A 14,761-nucleotide genomic window follows, 5' to 3' on the forward strand; every position below is an offset into this window, starting at 1 on the left:
TCTTCGGCTCACGCCACCGGCAGCGGGCCCTCATCGTCCCCGGCTGCCACGCGCGGTTCGAGGATGTCGAGGTGGATGCCGCCGCAATCGGTGCAGCGCATGGTCCAGTACTCGCATCCGGCGCGGCCGCCGATCACGCGGAGCACCGTGAGATCGCCGTCGCATTCGGGGCAGCTGGACAGCACATTGCGGGCGTAAATCCTCGGCCGTAGCGTGTCTTCGGATTCGATGACTGACATGACCGGTTCCCCCCTGTTGTGCTGCGCCGTCCCTTGGTTGGCCTGCAGTCCCGCTCGATTATTCGTCGTCGCTGTCGTCGGCACGGCGGCGGAAGCGATCGATGTGATGCTTGGCATCGGCAATCGCGGCGTCGGGATCGGGCCAGGCGAAGCCGACTTCCATGGCCGGAAAAAGCACGCCGTCGATGGCAACCGGGCTGAAGTCGGCACGCCTGATCCGGGCGTGCCACAGCCCCTTGCCAGCTTCGAAGGATTCGATGTCAAAACCGTCGTAGAGGGTCGTCATTGCAGTCCCCAAATGTCCCGTTTGAGCGCCTTGTTGGAGAGTCAGGGGACCACGTTTGCGGATTTCAGGATGTGAAGCCGTTCACAAGCGGCGGACTTTTTTGCCCAAGAATTGGTTGCAGCGTCAGTTCCGAGCGGTGCTGCGGCCGGTCCGCCGGAGCGGACGGGCGGCAGGCTCGGACGCCGCGCGCATGATCCAGCGGCGGAACGCGGCAAAGTCCCGCTGCTCGGTCTGGAAGCTGCGGTAGAGCAGATACCAGCGCATGCCCTTGGGCACGAAGAGGTCGAATGGCGCGACCAACCGGCCGGCGGCGAGATCGTCGTCGATATAGGGCCGGATGCCCATGGCGATGCCGAGCCCGTCGGCGGCAGCCTGAAGCGCCTGGCCGTAGAACTGGAATTCCGGGCCGCGCGCGTTGATGCGCGCGAGGTTCGCGGCCCTGAGCCAGATCGGCCAGTCCTCGGGCGAATGCGCGACGCGGATCAGGCTGGGGCCTTTGAGGTCCGCCGGCCGCTTTAGGTTGGAAGCGAGCCGGGGCACGCAGACCGGCGTGAGGTCGCCGGCGAACAGCGGCTCGGCGACCAGCCCCGGCCAGTCGCCGGTGCCGAGCTTGATGCCGCAGCTCCAGTCCTCGCCGAACGGCACCGATGCGCCGCCGGTGGTGAAGCGCACCTCGATGTCGGGCTCTTCGCCTCGAAACTCCGACAGGCGCGGGATCAGCCAGCGCATCGCAAAAGTGTGGCCGATGCCGATGGTGAGCACGCGGACGCTCGAAGGCGCCGTCACCTGGGCGGTGAGGCTTGCGAGCGCATCGAAGATCGGCGTCAGCCCGCTCTGATAGGCGCGGCCTGCCTGGGTGAGCAGCAGCTTGTTGGCCTTGCGCTCGAACAGCGCGACGCCCAGCCGTTCTTCCAGGATGTGCACCATGCGGCTGACCGCCGCCGCCGATACGCTCAGCTCGAGCCCGGCCGCGGCAAAGCTGCCGGCTCGCGCCGCGGCTTCGAATGCCTTGATGCCGTTGAGAAACAGCAAGCGCCGCAAATAACCGACCCTCAGGAAAGCTGATGCCAGGCCAAGATAACTCAGTTTGCGCGCCGCAGGCAAGCGGGGCACGTTCTTCGTCTCTCCCGTGGCGAGAGAAGCGGAGAGCCTGCGTCCCTGAAATGCCAGGAGAACCCCTTTCGTGACGCCCATCATAATCGCTGCCCTTGGATTGCTGATGGTCGGCACCGCATTCCTGTCGGGGCTGTTCGGCATGGCGGGCGGGCTGATCCTGATCGGCGTGCTGCTGGCCTTGATGCCGCTGCCGACCGCGATGGTGTTGCATGCGATCACGCAGATGGCCTCGAACGGCTGGCGGGCGTTCCTGTGGCGGGCGCATATCCGCTGGCGGCCGGTCGCGAACTATATGGTCGGCGCTGCCGTCGCACTCGCGGCCTGGTCGCTCACCCGCTACGTGCAGGACAAGCCAATGGCGCTGCTGCTGCTCGGCATCACACCGTTCATGGCGCGGCTGCTGCCGTCGAACATCAAGCCGGATCCCGACCGTCTCTGGCAGGGCACCGTCTATGGCACGATCTGCATGGGCCTGATGCTGATGACCGGCGTATCGGGGCCGCTGCTTGACACCTTCTTCCTTGGCGGTGATTTCGGCCGGCGTGAGAAGGTCGCGACCAAGGCGATGTGCCAGCTCATCAGCCATTTCACCAAGCTGATCTATTTCGGCGGCATCATCGACCAGGCGGCAACACTCGATCCCGTGCTTGCAGGGGTTGCGATCGCAGCGTCAATGCTCGGCACCACGCTGGCGCGGCGCATCCTCGAGGCCATGACCGACCAGCAATTCGTGGCCTGGTCGATGAAGCTGATCACCGCCATCGCCTGCTACTACATCGCCTACGGCGGCTGGCTCCTGCTTCGTACGCCCGTGCTGGCAGCCTTCGACAAGGGAGGGTTGCAATGAGCTGTGACGCCGATCCGCTGGTGCTGGATTTCGTCGAATGGGTCGCGCGCGAGCCGCGCGCCTATGCCGAGGTGATCGCGACCTGGAAGTCCTCATGCCCGCGTCTCACCATCTGGGAAGACGCCGCCGACCGCGGCTATGTTGCGCGCGAAACCCTGCCCGGAATAGGATTGATCATCGCGGTAACGGAAGGTGGCGAGAGGTTGCTGCGGATGAACGGGCGCTAGCTCTCGCCACATCCGTCATTGCGAGCGCTCGCGAAGCAATCCAGAATGTCTCCGCGGCGGCAGCCTGGATTGCTTCGTCGCAAGAGCTCCTCGCAATGACGGAGCCTGTGGAGGCACCTTTGTCACTCAAACTTTTCGAACTCGTCGGCACCGACGCCTCGCGACCGTTCAGCCCTTTCTGCTGGCGCACGCGGATGGCGCTGGCACACAAGGGGCTGGCGGCGGAATCGCTGCCCTGGCGCTTCACCGAGAAGAGCGCGATTGCGCCGCACGGGTCGGAGAAGGTTCCGGTGCTGCTGCATCACGATGAGCCGGTGGTCGATTCCTGGGCGATCGCGACCTATCTCGAAGACAAGTTTCCGGACCGTCCGTCGCTGTTCGGCGGCGAGGGCGGCCGCGCCATGGCGTGCATGCTCAATGCCTGGGGCGACATCGCCATCGTCGGCGGCATCTTTCCGCTGATCATCGCCGACATTCCGAAAAATCTGGCGGACGTCGACGCTGCCTATTTCCGCCAAACGCGCGAGGCACGTTTTGGCAAGACGCTGGAAGAAATCATGGCCAGCCGCGATGCCGGGGTGGTCGCCTTCCGCAAATCGCTCGAGGTGATGCGGCAGACCCTGAAGAAGCAGCCCTTCATCGGCGGCGCCGCGCCGAACTATGCCGATTACATCGTGTTCGGCGGCTTTCAGTGGGCGCGCGTGGTCAGCCCGTTCAGGCTGCTCAAGGCCGATGATCCGGTCTACGCATGGCGGGAAAAGCTGCTGGACGGGTTTGATGGTATGGCGCGGAAATCGCCTGGCCATCCCGTCTGAACGGGCGCGAGATTCTATCCCGCGCAGGCTTTCCCCGTCACGCGCTCATTCCTGACCACGGCTTCGACCAGCTTGCGCGCGACGTTATTCAAATCGGCGAGCGCCAGATAGCCTTGCGCATACGCTTCCTGAGTCAGGCGTTCGATGCGCTGGTCCTGCCCCGTCGTCCATTGCTTCGCGATGTAATCGGCGCCGGGTCTGCCGAATGTTTCGGGATAGCGCTCCATCTGGTTTTGGCGCTGATAGTAGTATTCGTCGAGGCCGCTGATGAACTGTTTTCGGCCGTCGCCCGTGCAACGGGCGCCATAGGGCCGTTCCAGCGTGGCGATGGCGCTCTCACGCAGTCTCGCCCTGCCGTCCACTGAGTATTTTTCATTTGTGCCATATCCCGGCCCGTCCATCGGGGCGGCTTGCCGAGCCTTCGGCTCGGGCGCGAACGCCCACGCTGCGACTTGCCAGATGATGATTGCCCAGACGACGAACCAGATGCGGCTCATCTGCGGCTCGCCGATGCACGTTGCCGTGGCAGGCACACGGGCGATGGATCGGACCATAGGCCCGGGCCGGAGAAAGCCAGCACTGTAAGACGGATTTCCGCTGGGAAATCCTCTTGGACGACACCCTTCTGTTCGAAGGCTTCCGCTAGCGCGGCCTTGACGCGTACGTCCAGCGGCGTCGAATACGCCGCGTTGGCCAGGTCGCGTTTCTTTTCGCTGCAGAACATTCCCATGGCCGGGGTCGGACAGTCGTAGATCTTCATGTAGCCACGCGCATAGGCCGACGTGGCCGCAATGAGGTTGGCTTTCATCGTGTTATCGCAAGGCGACATGGCGTAGGCGGTGCCGGCCTGCAAAGCATCCATTCTCAGCGCGTCGAGCTTTGGATCCTTGTCGCTCTGTGCGGTGTGCTCCGCCTCCCACATCTTGCGTTCATAGGCCTTGGCGCTGTCGTCGTCGAATGTTGCGCTAAGCGTCGGCTTCAGCTCCCCGATCGGCGAAAAGGAAGAGGTGGGAAATCCGCGCAACGCCCAGGAGAAACCGACGAAAGTCGTGACGAAGGCCATGCAGGTGAAGAGAATGAACCGGCTCATGTGGGCACTCGAATTGACGCCGCGCAACCTAACCGTGTCTGGTTAATGCTTGCATTAATCCGCAAGTCCCAGCCCGAGAAGGTAAACGCAGGTCTAAAGAGATCAGGCGATTCTGCGGGTCCCGCCCAATCACTCAAATGAAAGAGCCTGGCACCGTCGGGACTATCTCTGCCGCTGCGGACCTGGATCCAACGTTCGCCTTCGAATGAGGTGATCGCCCGCCAGGCCGGCTAGCGAAACGAAATACCTGTGGTCAGTTGCCAGTTCCCACGTCCGCCGCCTTCCGTAAGCATGCCCGGCACAAGCAATCCTCACCCTTGACCGGCATCGGCAGCCGCGCCGTTTCTTCCGCGCACCAGCAAGTGCCCGACAGGTCGCAGCCGAACTCGGTGCCACAGCGGGAGCAGGCGAGGCGGCGCGGTTCCTGCACCGGAATTTCTTGCGAATTCGTCATGATTTGCGCAAAAGCTGTGCTGTCATTTTCATGCCGGGTTCATCTGCCGCTGCGGTATATTACGCTTCGCGCACGGACACGGAAAGCGGTTGGCAGCGCGCGAAGGACACCTCGATGGCCCGCGATTCGCAAGCCGCCCTCGTCGCGCTCAACCGTTTCGGCTTCGGCGCCCGCGGCGGCGCATCCGGCGATCTCATCAACGCGGCCTCCGATCCCCGCGGCTTTGTGAAGGCGGAACTCGCCCGCCCCAATGGTGTGCTGCTGGAGGCGCCTGGCCTACAATCGACACCGCAGCTCGGGCAGGCCGTGTTCGCCTATCAGGACCAGGTCAAGCAGGCGCGCGAGGCCGCCGCCAAAGCCGGCGCGCCGGCTGATGCGCCGCCACAGGCGCCGGCCGATCAGAAGCCCGGACTGCGCCGCAACCTCTCGCTGAACGCCGTGGCAACCGAGATCGCCGGCCAGATGGCCGAGGCCAAGGCGAGTGACAATAAGCCGACTGACAACAAGCCGGCCGACAATATGGCGAAGCCGGACATTATGCAGCCCAACGTCGCCGCGCCACCTCCCGCAAAACCCGCTCCGCAGCCGCTCAACGTCATCCAAAAGACCTTTCGCGCCGAGGCGTTGGCGCGGCTGCAGCGCGCGACGCTGGTCGAGTGCGGCTTCACCGAACGTCTGGTCGTGTTCTGGTCCAACCATTTCTGCATCTCCGCCAGCAAGGGCGAGCTGGCGCGGATATGGGCCGGTGCGTTCGAGCGCGAGGCGATCAGGCCGCACGTGCTCGGGGGTTTCGCCGACATGCTGAAAGCGGTGGAGCAGCATCCGGCGATGCTGTTCTTCCTCGACAATCAGCAATCGCTCGGGCCGGACTCGCGCGCGGGCCAGAACCGCAGGCGCGGACTGAATGAAAATCTCGCGCGCGAAATCATGGAGCTGCATACGCTCGGCGTCGGCGGCGGCTACACGCAGGACGACGTCACCTCGCTGGCGCGCATCATTACCGGCTGGACCTTCGCTGGCCGGCAGGGACAGCTCGGGGCACCCGGCTCCTTCGTGTTCAACGGCAACGCGCACCAGCCCGGGCCGCAAATGCTGCTCGGCAAGATCTACGAGCCGACCGGCCTTGCGCAAGGCGAAGCCGCACTCGCTGACATCGCGCGCCATCGCTCGACCGCGAATTTCATCGCCACCAAATTCGTCCGCCACTTCGTCGCCGACGATCCGCCGCCGGGGTTGGTGGCGCGTTTGCGCGATGTCTTCATCAAGGCCGATGGGGATCTCAAGGCGCTCGCAACGGCACTCGTCGAGGCCGACGAGGCGTGGAAGGCGCCGCTGACCAAGATGCGCAGCCCTTATGACTTCCTGGTCGCGAGCGGCCGCCTGCTCGCGCGCGTGCCGGAGGATCCCGGCGCCTATCTCAACAATCTCAATCTGCTGGGACAGCCGCTGTGGTCGCCCTCCGGCCCGAATGGTTTCGCCGATACCAGCGCCGCCTGGGCTGCGCCCGAAGGCATCAAGCTTCGGCTCGACATCGCCGCGCAAATGGGCGCGCGGCTCGGCAACAACATCGACCCGCTCGACCTCCTGGAATTTGCCGCCGCAGATGCAGCCTCGATCGAAACGCGGCGGACCATCCAGCGGGCGGAGTCGCGGCAGCAGGCGCTGGCGCTGCTGTTGATGTCGCCGGAAATGCAGAGGAGATGATGATGATCGACTGCGCCGAGAACCGGCTCATCACCTCGCGCCGTAGCCTCCTGCTCGGCGGCGCATCTTTCGCGGCGTGGGCCTATTTGCCGAAATTCGCCCGCGCGGCGGACGGTCGCGACCCCCGGCTGATCGTGGTGATCCTGCGCGGCGCGCTTGATGGGCTTTCGACCGTCGCGCCGATCGGCGATCCCGATTATGCCGGCCTGCATGGGTCGATCGCGCTCTCAGCCGACGGCGCGCATCCCGCCATCATGCTCGATGCTTTCTTTGCGTTGCATCCGGCGATGCCTGAGTTCGCACGCATGTATCGCGACAGGCATGCCGCGCTGATCCATGCGGTCGCGACGCCCTATCGCGACCGCTCGCATTTCGACGGCCAGGACGTGCTCGAAAGCGGCTACGCCGGCCCGGGGCGCGTGCAATCCGGCTGGCTCAACCGCGCGCTGGAGGCGCTGCCGCGCGGCGAGCGTGTGTCGAGTGCTCTTGCCGTCGGCCCGACCACGCCGCTGGTGCTGCGCGGCAATGCGCCGACCGTCGGCTGGGCGCCGGTGGCGCTGCCGCAAGCCGACGACGACACCGCGATGCGGCTGGTCGAGCTCTATCGCCATCGCGATCCCGCGCTGGCATTGGTGCTGTCGCAAGGCCTTCAGCTGGAGAAGGCCGCGAGCGGTGACGACATGAAGCCGAAGGGTGGCAATGCGGTCGCGCAGATGCGGCAGGTCGCGCGCGGTGCCGCAAAACTGATGGCGTCCGACGACGGTCCGCGCATCGCAGCGCTCGCGTTCGACGGCTGGGACACGCATGCCAATGAAGGCGGGCCGGTCGGTCGCCTCGCGTTCCTGCTCGGCGGGCTCGACGGCGCGCTCGCTGAATTCGAAGGCGGCCTCGGCGACCGCTGGCGCGACACCGTCGTCGTCGTCGCCACCGAATTCGGCCGCACCGCGCGCATCAACGGCACCGACGGCACCGACCACGGCACGGCAACGATCGCGCTGCTCGCCGGCGGTGCAGTGAAAGGCGGCCGCGTCATTGCCGACTGGCCGGGCCTCAAGCCCGGCAACCTCTTTGAGGCCCGCGATCTCAAGCCGACCACCGATCTGCGCTCCGTGATCAAGGGCGTGCTGCAAGGCCAGTTCGGCCTGTCGGATCGCGTGCTGGCCGAGACCGTGTTCCCCGACAGCGCAAGCGCACGTCCGATGAAGGGGCTGGTTGTCTAAACTGTGATTCCGGGCCCGCGCCTTGCGGCGCGTCGGGGAATGACGACATGATCAGCCGAACATCAGGAGACCATTACTCATGTACATCGCCATGAACCGCTTCCGCGTCACCAAAGGCTCTGAATCCGCCTTCGAGCAGGTCTGGCTTTCGCGCGATACCCATTTGGACAAGGTGCCGGGCTTCGTCGAGTTTCATCTGCTGCGCGGCCCCGAGCTCGAGGACCACACGCTGTACGCCTCGCATACGGTGTGGGCCAACCATGCCGCGTTCGAGGCCTGGACCAAGTCGGAGGCTTTTCGTGCCGCGCATGCGCGGGCCGGCGACACCAAGCCGACCTATCTCGGCCATCCCCAGTTCGAGGGCTTTGAGGTGATGCAGACGGTGGGGCGCAGCGCCAAGTAGCGCGCCGCGCCGCAAAGATCAGCCGAGCGTGATCTTGTCGATCTCCGCCATCTCCTCCGCACTGAGCTTCCAGGCGATCGCCTTCACATTCTCCTCGACCTGCTCGACGCGGGTGGCGCCGGCGATCACGCTCGACACTTGCGGACGCGCGGCGAGCCAGGAGAAGGCGAGCTCGAGCATGCTGTGTCCGCGCGCTTTCGCGAATGCCGTGAGCTTCTCGACGATGTCCTCGTTGCGCGGCGTGACGTAGCGGTCGCGCAATGCCGGGACCTTGCCGAAGCGTGTATCGGTCGGGGCGGCCGCGCCGCGCTGGTACTTGCCGGTGAGCAGCCCGCTTGCGAGCGGGAAGAACGGCAAGAGGCCGAGCTTGTACTCTTGTGCAGCCGGCAGCAGGTCCTTCTCGATGTCGCGCACCACCAGGCTGTATTCATCCTGGCAAGAGACGAAGCGGCTGACATTCATAGCACGCGCGGTGAACTCGGCCTCCGCCATGCGCCAGGCCGGAAAATTGGAATTGCCGATGTAGCGCACCTTGCCCTGACGGATGAGATCGTCGAGCGCGCGCAGCGTCTCTTCCATCGGCGTCAGCGGGTCGTAATCGTGCTGCTGATAAAGATCGATGTAGTCGGTCTTGAGCCGCGTCAGGCTCGCCTCGACGGCGTTCATGATGTAGCGGCGCGAAGCGCCCTGCCTGGTTCCGTCGGTCGCCATCGGCTTGGAAAACTTAGTGGCGAGCACGATGTCCTTGCGGCGGTCGCCGAGCACCGTGCCGAGCACCGTCTCCGAACCGCCCATGCCGGCGTAGATGTCGGCGGTGTCGAACAGCGTAATGCCGAGATCGAGCGCGCGATGGATCACCTTGCGCGAGGTCTCCAGGTCGGTGCGCTGGCCGAAATTGTTGCAGCCGAGCCCGACGGCGGACACGCGCAGGCCGGAGGCGCCGAGATTACGAATTTCCATGGGAGATCCCCGTCAGAGATGGGCAGGAGCGCATTGTGACTGCGATGCGTGGCTGCAGCAAGCTGCGCGCCGCGTTGCTGCCATACTGGCAAGGAATTGCTCGCAAGGAATTGCCGGCAAAAAAATGCGGCCCCTGTCAGACGCGGCGACTGACGGGGACCGCTTGGGGCGCTTGATCGGTGACGGGGGGCTGACCAGACGCAGCTGCAGCCTAGTCACGCTATGTTACGTGCCGGTGACAGGCAGAGTTATCCACAGGCCTCATGATCGCGGGGATCAGAAGATCTTGCGATAGACGATGAAGCCGGAGCGCTCCGCGACCTTGTCGTACAGGCGCTGCGCCGTGAGATTGGTCTCCTGCGTCTGCCAGTAGACGCGCGGGGAGCCTGCGAGCTTCGCGCGCTCGTAGACCCCCTGGATCAGGGCCGAGCCGACCCCCTTGCCGCGTGCGGCCTCGGTCGTGAACAGGTCCTGCAAATAGCAGGACGGCTCGATCGCGGTGGTGCTGCGGTGAAACAGGTAATGCGTCAGCCCGAGCAGGTGGCCGTCGCTCTCGGCGACCAGCGCATGCACCGGCTCATAAGCATCGAAGAAGCGCTGCCACGTCACGCGCGTGATCTCGCCTGAGAGCGCGGTCGGGCCGGAGCGGCCGTAGAAGGCGTTGTAGCCGTCCCACAGCGGCAGCCATTGATCGTAGTCCTGCCTGGTGACGGAGCGAATGGTGAGGGGCATGTGAGAATTCCGCGAACTCGGGGGGGCGTACGCCGAAGAGGCGTCCCTTCATACGTGATGATCGCACTGCGGATCAATCGCCCAGTCGCATCACTCCGCGACGCGTAGATACCGGATCAGCTTGCGGCCCGCGGGATCGCGCAGCGAACGGTAGTAGTCGGCGCGGGACGCAGAATCGGTGTGGCGCACGAGGTCGGTCACGGGCGTGTAGCTCAGCATGCGCCCGCCGTCGGGCAGCGCGGCGCAGACGAAGCGCAGCACCTCGCCGTTGCGCAAGGCGATGTTGATCGGCGTGGCGTCGCCGATCCGCACCATCTCCATGCGCTGTGCGATGAAAGTGCCGAGCTCGTCCTCCGGCAATTCGAACGCGCCGGTGTCGCGGCCGTGATACATCAGCGCGATGAACGGTGGCTTGTCGTCGGCGATGCCGTCCGGCACCGCAAAATAATCGCGGAACGCGCGGTTGATGAATTCGGCGCGCGTCTCGGCATCGAGCAGCACGATGCCGATATCGACCTGGTCGAGCGCGGCCGACAGCCGCGCGGCGGTGGCGTTATTTCGGCGCTCGGCGGCAAAGGTGCCGAGCAGCCGCTGGCGCATCAGGCCGGCGATGCCTGCGCTGCCCGCGGCAGTCGCGGCCAGGAGGCCGAGCCGGATCATATCCGCCGTGGTAAGGCCGGAAACGCCGCGCTGGCTGAGGAACAGCAGTGCGGCGCCGATGACGGCGATGGCTGCGCTGGCGACGGCGGAGGCGAGACCCGAGAGCGCGCCGGCGAGCGCCACGATGCAGACGAGCAACGGGGCGGGCGAGGGAGTGGGGACGAAGCGATCGAGAACCATCGTCAGCAGCAAAGTCGCTGCCGTCAGCGCCGGACCGGAGATCGCGCGCCATCCGAACCGCATGGGCCTGTCTCGCTCCTCCCTGAACGAGGTAAGACGCAACACTGACTGATTATCGCGCCAATGCGATGCCGTTTCGCGCGGTGCGCTTAAGGAGGACTTGCGTCCATGCGCAAAGCTTTCGGATGATTTTAGACCAAGTGCGCGTGCTTGACGCGTTGTTGCAGCGCGGGCGCATTCAGCGTCGACGTCCCTTGGCCCTTGCGCGTGCCGACGAATATCAACAGCGATGCCGCGACGAGGATCGCCGCGGTCAGGGTGATTGCAACGACTACCACAGGTGATTTCATCGACGTCCTGTCGCGATGCCGGTTGGCGCGGGCCACGCGGCGCCTTGAAGGCGGGTCCAGGATGAAACGGGAATCAGACCGGCAGGCCCATCGCCATGGTCGCCTTGGTCGACAGCACCGTCAGAGTGACGATCAGGCATAGCGAGAGCGCGGCGACGGCGAGTGAGGCCGCGACCGCGTTGGTCAGCCGGGAAGACGAAACGGTAGCAGGGTGGCCTTGAAAGCCCGCCGTGCCGGACGCCCGAATCATGGTCTAAATCCTTCAACGCGCGAGCGAATCACTCACGACATCGAACAATTTCACCGTTGCAACCGGCAATATTGCGGCGGCCAATACGCCGAAAATGGCGAGATTGCGGCAACGGCGGCCCTTGTGCCCGCTATTCGCCGGAGCGCGATCGCGCCGTCAGACGCCCGCGGCGATGCTGGCGGGGTCCTCGATCTCGGCCGGCTGCCAGTCCATTGCGACGAAGCCGGGGGCCGCTTCCACGCGCCTCAGCCAGTCCCGGATCGCCGGGAAGGTGGAGAGGTCGAAGTCGCAGCGGTCGGCGAGGTGGGTGTAGCCGTACAGCGCGATGTCGGCGACCGTGAGCTGGCGGGCGGCGAAATAGGCGTTGGTCTTGAGGTGATTCTCCATCACCTGCAGCGCGCCATAGCCACGCTCCATCCAGTCCTCCAGTGCATGGACCTGAAGATCGCGGCCGCCCCTCACCAGCGACAGCCAGAAATAAGCCGCGCCGATGTTCGGCTCCAGCGCGTGCTGCTCGAAGAACATCCATTGCAGCGCCTCGGCGCGGTCGATCCGGTTCTCCGGCGCGAGCGGCGTGCCGACGGCGACATACCAGAGGATGGCGTTGGACTCGGCGAGATAGCGGTCGTCGCCGACCTCGAGCAGCGGCACCTGACCGGACGGATTCTTGGCTAGGAAGTCCGGGGTGCGGCTCTCGCCGCGCAGAATGTCCACCTCGACTGCTTCGTAAGGCAAGTTCAGTAGCGCCAGCGCAAGGCGGACCTTGTAGCTGTTGCCCGAGCGTTGCATCGAATAGAGCTTGTACATTCTGAGGGTGATTCCGGAAGACGGGAAGGCGCGGCGTTTGTTGCCCCGCAACGCGGCTAAACAATGATGCCGATGCGAATCCGCTGCAAGGGCCAGCCAATAGAAAAACTCGAAAACCCTACCGCATTGCAATGCGGCGGAAGATCATTCCCGTGCGACCAAGCAACTCAGTTCACGCTTGCGTCAACGCGCGGGCACATCGCTCCGCGCGATCGTGACCGAGGCTGGAAATCGCATATGGCGGGGAACGTCTGGTGCGTTGACGCTTCCACATCGTCACGGCCATGACAAAGCCGGGCACGACCTGCTGTGGGTGCCGAACGGAGCCAAAATTGCTCGGAGGACAAGGCTTGTCGGATATGTGGGATCTGCCCGGCGAAGTTGCGGAAAGTTGCGGGAATCACGGGTTGATGCGCGGCGGACCCCTAAACTTTTGCGAGATCGGACCGAAGTTTCTTGCGGTGCAACGGCACTCGTTTTAGGGTGGCTCATTCCCACAATCGGAGTCGTGACACCAAAGGGTTCACGACGCTTGTCAGGAGATGACGATGTCCTTCCTTGCCGCTGCGCTCGACCGTGTGAAGCCGTCCGCGACCATCGCGGTCACGGATAAAGCACGTGCGCTGAAAGCGGCGGGCCGCAACGTCATCGGCCTTGGCGCCGGCGAGCCCGACTTCGACACGCCCGCCAACATCAAGCTGGCCGCGATCCACGCCATCGAAGCCGGCAAGACCAAGTACACCGCGGTCGACGGCATTCCCGAGTTGAAGGAAGCCATCATCGGCAAGTTTCAGCGCGAGAACGGCGTCGTCTACAAGGCGAACCAGATCATCGTCGGCACCGGCGGCAAGCAGGTGCTCTACAACGCGCTGATGGCGACCATCAATCCGGGCGACGAGGTGATTATCCCCGCACCGTACTGGGTCAGCTATCCCGAGATGGTGGCGCTCGCCGGCGGCGAGCCGGTGCCGGTGGTCTGCACCGCGGCGGCCGGCTTCAAGCTCCAGGCCGAGGCGCTCGAGCGCGCGATCACGCCGAAGACCAAATGGGTGATCCTGTGCTCGCCGTCGAACCCGACGGGAGCTGCCTACACCAGGAGCGAGCTGAAGGCGCTCACCGACGTGCTGGTGAAGCATCCCCACGTCTGGGTCATGACCGACGACATGTACGAGCATCTCGTCTATGACGACTTCCAGTTCACCACGGTCGCGCAGGTCGAGCCGAAACTCTATGACCGCACGCTCACCGTGAACGGCGTGTCGAAGGCCTATTGCATGACCGGCTGGCGTATCGGCTATGCCGGCGGGCCGGCGCAGCTGATCAAGGCGATGTCGACGATCCAGTCGCAGTCGACCTCGAACCCGTCGTCGATTGCGCAATGGGCCGCGGTTGAGGCGCTGAACGGTCCGCAGGACTTCATCCCCGCCAACAACAAGGTCTTCAAGGAGCGCCGCGATCTCGTCGTCTCCATGCTCAACCAGGCCAAGGGCATCGAATGCCCGCGGCCCGAGGGCGCCTTCTACGTCTATCCGTCCTGCGCCGGCACCATCGGCAAGACCGCGCCGTCGGGCAAGGTGATCGACAATGACGAGACCTTCGTCACCGAGCTGCTGGAGACCGAGGGCGTCGCCGTGGTGCAGGGTTCGGCCTTCGGCCTCGGCCCTGCGTTCCGCATCTCCTACGCGACCAAGACCTCGGACCTCGAAGACGCCTGCAAGCGCATCCAGCGCTTCTGCGGCAATCTGCGATGAACTGGCGGAAATGACGTGACTTCAAAGGGCCCGCGCAATGCGGGCCCTTTTCTTTCAGGTCCGCGCGATCTGGCGCCACCGGAAACGTTGTGGCATAGACCATCGCGCGGCCTGTGCCGCGACTCCATGCTCGCATCACATTCATCGCCGGAGACATTCATGCGCCGTTCACTCCTCCTCGCCGGGCTCACCGTTGCGAGCCTCGTTGCCTTCGTTGCCGGCGCCAGCGCGCAGTCGCGAATGGTGCAGGTGGGCGTGCTCGAATGCCGCGGCGGCGCCAGCGTCGGCTTCATCGTGGGATCGGTGACCAATCTCGGCTGCGTGCTGCGAGTCGATGGTTTGCCGGACGACCGTTATGTCGCGACGATCCGCAAGGTCGGCCTCGACCTCGGCATCACCCAGGAAACGGCACTCGCCTGGGGTGTGTTCGCGCCGGTGAACCGGCTCGGGCCGGGCGACCTTGCCGGCAACTACGCCGGTGCGCAGGGCAGCGCCTCCGTTGGTGTCGGCCTTGGCGGCAACGTGCTGGTCGGCGGCTCCAACAATTCGATCGCGCTCCAGCCGCTCAGCGTGCAGGGCCAGGTCGGCCTCAGCGTCGCCGCCGGCCTCGAGAGCCTGGAACTCCGGCCGGGCCGTTAACAACTTCCCGTGTGCGAAGCGCGTTGCTACG

At 64.9% G+C, this 14,761-nt stretch carries 20 protein-coding genes; 8 read left to right on the forward strand and 12 right to left on the reverse strand.

From position 1 onward, the window contains the following. Nucleotides 1-8: 8 nt before the first annotated feature. The 3 genes from IVA88_RS03145 to IVA88_RS03155 all read right to left on the reverse strand — a co-directional run bounded on the left by IVA88_RS03145 (nt 9) and on the right by IVA88_RS03155 (nt 1,566). Nucleotides 9-239, reverse strand: a complete 231-nt coding sequence (locus IVA88_RS03145; RefSeq protein ID WP_247495838.1) for a hypothetical protein — start codon at nt 237-239, stop codon at nt 9-11. 58 nt (nt 240-297) lie between these two features. Beyond that, nucleotides 298-525 (reverse strand): hypothetical protein, encoded by a 228-nt coding sequence (locus tag IVA88_RS03150; RefSeq protein WP_027534256.1) that lies wholly within the window; start codon nt 523-525, stop codon nt 298-300. 123 nt (nt 526-648) lie between these two features. Beyond that, nucleotides 649-1,566 (reverse strand): LysR substrate-binding domain-containing protein, encoded by a 918-nt coding sequence (locus tag IVA88_RS03155; RefSeq protein ID WP_247495942.1) that lies wholly within the window; start codon nt 1,564-1,566, stop codon nt 649-651. Between the two features lie 142 nt (nt 1,567-1,708). Between IVA88_RS03155 and IVA88_RS03160 the strand changes: the two genes are divergently transcribed. The 3 genes from IVA88_RS03160 to IVA88_RS03170 all read left to right on the forward strand — a co-directional run bounded on the left by IVA88_RS03160 (nt 1,709) and on the right by IVA88_RS03170 (nt 3,530). Beyond that, nucleotides 1,709-2,488: a sulfite exporter TauE/SafE family protein gene (locus tag IVA88_RS03160; protein ID WP_247495839.1), complete on the forward strand. Its 780-nt coding sequence runs from the start codon at nt 1,709-1,711 to the stop codon at nt 2,486-2,488. After that, on the forward strand, nt 2,485-2,715 hold the full coding sequence (locus IVA88_RS03165; RefSeq protein ID WP_247495840.1) for a hypothetical protein: 231 nt from the start codon (nt 2,485-2,487) through the stop codon (nt 2,713-2,715). Before IVA88_RS03160 ends, IVA88_RS03165 begins: the two co-directional genes overlap by 4 nt. A 119-nt stretch (nt 2,716-2,834) precedes the next feature. Continuing rightward, a complete protein-coding gene (locus tag IVA88_RS03170) occupies nt 2,835-3,530 on the forward strand; it encodes a glutathione S-transferase family protein (protein WP_247495841.1) in 696 nt (231 codons plus the stop codon). Between the two features lie 14 nt (nt 3,531-3,544). Here the strand turns inward: IVA88_RS03170 and IVA88_RS03175 are convergent, their stop codons facing one another. The 3 genes from IVA88_RS03175 to IVA88_RS03185 all read right to left on the reverse strand — a co-directional run bounded on the left by IVA88_RS03175 (nt 3,545) and on the right by IVA88_RS03185 (nt 5,074). After that, the gene (locus tag IVA88_RS03175; RefSeq protein ID WP_247495842.1) at nt 3,545-4,027 is read right to left on the reverse strand and encodes a hypothetical protein; all 483 of its coding nucleotides are present in this window, start codon (nt 4,025-4,027) and stop codon (nt 3,545-3,547) included. Beyond that, on the reverse strand, nt 4,024-4,620 hold the full coding sequence (locus tag IVA88_RS03180) for a hypothetical protein (RefSeq protein WP_247495843.1): 597 nt from the start codon (nt 4,618-4,620) through the stop codon (nt 4,024-4,026). Before IVA88_RS03180 ends, IVA88_RS03175 begins: the two co-directional genes overlap by 4 nt. A gap of 253 nt (nt 4,621-4,873) precedes the next feature. Further along, nucleotides 4,874-5,074: a cysteine-rich CWC family protein gene (locus IVA88_RS03185; protein ID WP_247495844.1), complete on the reverse strand. Its 201-nt coding sequence runs from the start codon at nt 5,072-5,074 to the stop codon at nt 4,874-4,876. Between the two features lie 114 nt (nt 5,075-5,188). On the opposite strand from IVA88_RS03185, the gene IVA88_RS03190 reads away from it, so the two are divergent. From IVA88_RS03190 to IVA88_RS03200, 3 genes are all read left to right on the forward strand, one after another. Beyond that, the gene (locus tag IVA88_RS03190; protein ID WP_247495845.1) at nt 5,189-6,778 is read left to right on the forward strand and encodes a DUF1800 family protein; all 1,590 of its coding nucleotides are present in this window, start codon (nt 5,189-5,191) and stop codon (nt 6,776-6,778) included. A 2-nt stretch (nt 6,779-6,780) separates the two neighbouring features. Next, nucleotides 6,781-7,998: a DUF1501 domain-containing protein gene (locus tag IVA88_RS03195; protein ID WP_247495943.1), complete on the forward strand. Its 1,218-nt coding sequence runs from the start codon at nt 6,781-6,783 to the stop codon at nt 7,996-7,998. A gap of 79 nt (nt 7,999-8,077) precedes the next feature. Further along, nucleotides 8,078-8,401, forward strand: coding sequence for an antibiotic biosynthesis monooxygenase (locus IVA88_RS03200; protein ID WP_247495846.1), 324 nt, complete (start codon nt 8,078-8,080; stop codon nt 8,399-8,401). 18 nt (nt 8,402-8,419) lie between these two features. Here IVA88_RS03200 and IVA88_RS03205 read toward each other — a convergent pair whose 3' ends face one another. The 6 genes from IVA88_RS03205 to IVA88_RS03230 form a co-directional block, all read right to left on the reverse strand. After that, nucleotides 8,420-9,361 (reverse strand): aldo/keto reductase, encoded by a 942-nt coding sequence (locus IVA88_RS03205; protein ID WP_247495847.1) that lies wholly within the window; start codon nt 9,359-9,361, stop codon nt 8,420-8,422. Nucleotides 9,362-9,637: 276 nt separating this feature from the next. Further along, complete coding sequence (locus tag IVA88_RS03210; protein ID WP_247495848.1) at nt 9,638-10,093, reverse strand: GNAT family N-acetyltransferase; 456 nt, start codon at nt 10,091-10,093, stop codon at nt 9,638-9,640. A 90-nt stretch (nt 10,094-10,183) separates the two neighbouring features. Continuing rightward, nucleotides 10,184-10,996: a PAS-domain containing protein gene (locus IVA88_RS03215; protein ID WP_247495849.1), complete on the reverse strand. Its 813-nt coding sequence runs from the start codon at nt 10,994-10,996 to the stop codon at nt 10,184-10,186. A gap of 128 nt (nt 10,997-11,124) precedes the next feature. Continuing rightward, nucleotides 11,125-11,319, reverse strand: a complete 195-nt coding sequence (locus IVA88_RS03220; protein ID WP_247495948.1) for a hypothetical protein — start codon at nt 11,317-11,319, stop codon at nt 11,125-11,127. Between the two features lie 37 nt (nt 11,320-11,356). Next, nucleotides 11,357-11,533, reverse strand: coding sequence for a hypothetical protein (locus tag IVA88_RS03225; RefSeq protein WP_247495850.1), 177 nt, complete (start codon nt 11,531-11,533; stop codon nt 11,357-11,359). 156 nt (nt 11,534-11,689) lie between these two features. Then, nucleotides 11,690-12,340: a glutathione S-transferase family protein gene (locus IVA88_RS03230; protein WP_247495851.1), complete on the reverse strand. Its 651-nt coding sequence runs from the start codon at nt 12,338-12,340 to the stop codon at nt 11,690-11,692. A 548-nt stretch (nt 12,341-12,888) separates the two neighbouring features. On the opposite strand from IVA88_RS03230, the gene IVA88_RS03235 reads away from it, so the two are divergent. Further along, on the forward strand, nt 12,889-14,091 hold the full coding sequence (locus IVA88_RS03235; protein WP_247495852.1) for a pyridoxal phosphate-dependent aminotransferase: 1,203 nt from the start codon (nt 12,889-12,891) through the stop codon (nt 14,089-14,091). Between the two features lie 159 nt (nt 14,092-14,250). Further along, complete coding sequence (locus IVA88_RS03240) at nt 14,251-14,730, forward strand: DUF992 domain-containing protein (protein ID WP_247495853.1); 480 nt, start codon at nt 14,251-14,253, stop codon at nt 14,728-14,730. Nucleotides 14,731-14,761: the final 31 nt, after the last annotated feature.

Origin of the sequence: Bradyrhizobium sp. 149, assembly GCF_023073915.1 — a bacterium.
In the GTDB taxonomy this organism is placed as follows: Bacteria; Pseudomonadota; Alphaproteobacteria; order Rhizobiales; family Xanthobacteraceae; genus Bradyrhizobium.

Excerpts from the sequence above, each read along its gene's own strand:
- IVA88_RS03240 (WP_247495853.1), top strand. The coding sequence starts at position 14,251 with ATGCGCCGTTCACTCCTCCTCGCCGGGCTCACCGTTGCGAGCCTCGTT.
- IVA88_RS03190 (WP_247495845.1), top strand. The coding sequence starts at position 5,189 with ATGGCCCGCGATTCGCAAGCCGCCCTCGTCGCGCTCAACCGTTTCGGC.
- IVA88_RS03175 (WP_247495842.1), bottom strand. The coding sequence starts at position 4,027 with ATGAGCCGCATCTGGTTCGTCGTCTGGGCAATCATCATCTGGCAAGTC.
- IVA88_RS03205 (WP_247495847.1), bottom strand. The coding sequence starts at position 9,361 with ATGGAAATTCGTAATCTCGGCGCCTCCGGCCTGCGCGTGTCCGCCGTC.
- IVA88_RS03145 (WP_247495838.1), bottom strand. The coding sequence starts at position 239 with ATGTCAGTCATCGAATCCGAAGACACGCTACGGCCGAGGATTTACGCC.
- IVA88_RS03235 (WP_247495852.1), top strand. The coding sequence starts at position 12,889 with ATGTCCTTCCTTGCCGCTGCGCTCGACCGTGTGAAGCCGTCCGCGACC.
- IVA88_RS03195 (WP_247495943.1), top strand. The coding sequence starts at position 6,781 with ATGATCGACTGCGCCGAGAACCGGCTCATCACCTCGCGCCGTAGCCTC.
- IVA88_RS03200 (WP_247495846.1), top strand. The coding sequence starts at position 8,078 with ATGTACATCGCCATGAACCGCTTCCGCGTCACCAAAGGCTCTGAATCC.
- IVA88_RS03180 (WP_247495843.1), bottom strand. The coding sequence starts at position 4,620 with ATGAGCCGGTTCATTCTCTTCACCTGCATGGCCTTCGTCACGACTTTC.
- IVA88_RS03230 (WP_247495851.1), bottom strand. The coding sequence starts at position 12,340 with ATGTACAAGCTCTATTCGATGCAACGCTCGGGCAACAGCTACAAGGTC.
- IVA88_RS03165 (WP_247495840.1), top strand. The coding sequence starts at position 2,485 with ATGAGCTGTGACGCCGATCCGCTGGTGCTGGATTTCGTCGAATGGGTC.
- IVA88_RS03215 (WP_247495849.1), bottom strand. The coding sequence starts at position 10,996 with ATGCGGTTCGGATGGCGCGCGATCTCCGGTCCGGCGCTGACGGCAGCG.
- IVA88_RS03150 (WP_027534256.1), bottom strand. The coding sequence starts at position 525 with ATGACGACCCTCTACGACGGTTTTGACATCGAATCCTTCGAAGCTGGC.
- IVA88_RS03225 (WP_247495850.1), bottom strand. The coding sequence starts at position 11,533 with ATGATTCGGGCGTCCGGCACGGCGGGCTTTCAAGGCCACCCTGCTACC.
- IVA88_RS03210 (WP_247495848.1), bottom strand. The coding sequence starts at position 10,093 with ATGCCCCTCACCATTCGCTCCGTCACCAGGCAGGACTACGATCAATGG.
- IVA88_RS03185 (WP_247495844.1), bottom strand. The coding sequence starts at position 5,074 with ATGACGAATTCGCAAGAAATTCCGGTGCAGGAACCGCGCCGCCTCGCC.